This window comes from Bradyrhizobium sp. PRIMUS42 (assembly GCF_023006515.1).
Classification (GTDB): domain Bacteria; phylum Pseudomonadota; class Alphaproteobacteria; order Rhizobiales; family Xanthobacteraceae; genus Bradyrhizobium.
The window spans coordinates 1-1,631 of sequence record NZ_JALBGZ010001036.1 but is presented as its reverse complement, the minus strand read 5'-3'; the positions used below and the strand labels follow the sequence as shown (position 1 = coordinate 1,631).

The window sequence follows — 1,631 nt, the reverse complement described above, 5'->3', positions numbered from 1 at the left end:
AGCTGCGGCTACTTCGCCTTCTTGGCTTTGGCTTTCTTTGCCTTCTTCTCCGGCTTTTCCTTCGCCTTCTTCGCCACCTTCACCACAACGGGCGTGCTGGCGGCAATCCGCGAGATCGTCGGTTTCGGCGACGGCCTGATCGGCCGCCTCCTGATGATCGATGCGCGCGCAATGCGCTTCGAAACGCTGCGCTACGGGCGCGATCCGGCCAACCCGCTCAACGGCGACGGGCCTGTGGTCACCGACCTCAACGCCCATCGCACCTGATTGCCGCGGTTACGCCGTGGCCGGGTTCTCGCTGTCGAGATGCGCCATCTGCTCGGCGGCGTAGCGCGTTCCGGATGCGACATCCGGCGGGAACGCTTTTGCCAGCGCAGCGAGATGGGCCTGTGTCAGCGTGAACCGGGTCGCGCCGAGCGCCTCGTTGAGACGGTTGCGAGTTCTCGCGCCGACCAGCGGCACGATTTCCTTACCCTGCGCCGCCACCCAGGCGATCGCGACCTGCGCCGGCGTTGCTCCGACGTCGTTCGCAACCGCGCGAAGCGATTCGACGAGCGCGAGATTGGCATCAAGGTTCGCGCCCTGGAAACGCGGCGTCATCAGCCGATAGTCTCTGCCGGCTTTGCCGCTGTCCCTGGTCCAGTGGCCGCTGATCAGGCCGCGCGCCAAGACGCCATAAGCCGTGATGCCGATGCCGAGCTCGCGGCAGGTCTTGAGGATATCGCGTTCGATGCCACGCTCGATCAGCGAATATTCGATCTGGAGATCAGCGATCGGATGCACGGCGTGCGCGCGGCGGATAGTGTCGGAGCCGACCTCTGACAGGCCGATATGCCTGATGTAGCCGGCCTTCACGAGATCCGCGAGGCAGCCGATGGTCTCCTCGATGGGAATGCTGGGGTCGAGCCGCGCGGGGCGATAGATGTCGATATAATCGGTGCCTAGGCGTTGCAGTGAATAGGCGAGGAAGTTTTTGGTCGCGGCTGGCCTCGTGTCCATGCCGGCGAACTCGCCGGCGGGACCCCGCAGCGCGCCGAACTTCACGCTGATCTGCACCTTGTCGCGTGCGACGTCCTTCACGGCATCGCGCACCAGCATCTCGTTGTGGCCCATGGCGTAGAAGTCGCCGGTATCCAACAAGGTGATGCCGGCATCGATCGCCGCCTGCACCGTGGCGATGGCCTCGCCGCGATCGGCGGGGCCATAGAGATCCGACATACCCATGCAGCCGAGGCCGAGGGCCGAGACGGTGGGACCGGTTGAACCGAGTTTACGCTGTTCCATGATGGCTCTCCTCGAAAGGCGGCTGCTGCGCCGCGTGACGAGGCCAGATTGCGCTTGCTCGATTGCGCCGATAAGCTGGACAATCCGGAATAGCTTGTTCACATTAGAGGACAATGCCGGAGCCCGATTTGCGCGATCTCGATGTCTTCGTGGCGGTCGCCCGCACCCGCAATTTCCGGCGTGCGGCGGGCGAAATTCGTGTGTCCGTGTCGAGCCTTAGCCAGCGGCTGCGAGACCTGGAGGAGCGCCTCGGCGTCCGGTTGATGAACCGCACCACCCGCAGCGTCGCCCTGACCGAGGCGGGCGAACTGTTGCTGTCGCGGGTGGCGCCGGCGCTGCGCGATGTC

The 1,631-nt window shown here is 64.9% G+C and carries 2 protein-coding genes and 1 pseudogene; 2 read left to right on the top strand and 1 reads right to left on the bottom strand.

The annotated features are described in order from the left end of the window. Positions 1–267 (top strand): annotated as a pseudogene (locus tag MOV75_RS37215) (hypothetical protein); the annotation flags it as partial. Between the two features lie 9 nt (positions 268–276). Here MOV75_RS37215 and MOV75_RS37210 read toward each other — a convergent pair. Then, positions 277–1,284: an aldo/keto reductase gene (locus MOV75_RS37210; RefSeq protein ID WP_246922455.1), complete on the bottom strand. Its 1,008-nt coding sequence runs from the start codon at positions 1,282–1,284 to the stop codon at positions 277–279. Positions 1,285–1,397: 113 nt separating this feature from the next. On the opposite strand from MOV75_RS37210, the gene MOV75_RS37205 reads away from it, so the two are divergent. Further along, positions 1,398–1,631 (top strand): LysR family transcriptional regulator (locus MOV75_RS37205; RefSeq protein ID WP_247007887.1); only part of this gene is annotated, 234 nt, incomplete at its 3' end.

What these genes read in the sequence shown, in the direction of transcription:
- MOV75_RS37210 (WP_246922455.1), bottom strand. Translation starts at nt 1,284, where the DNA reads ATGGAACAGCGTAAACTCGGTTCAACCGGTCCCACCGTCTCGGCCCTC.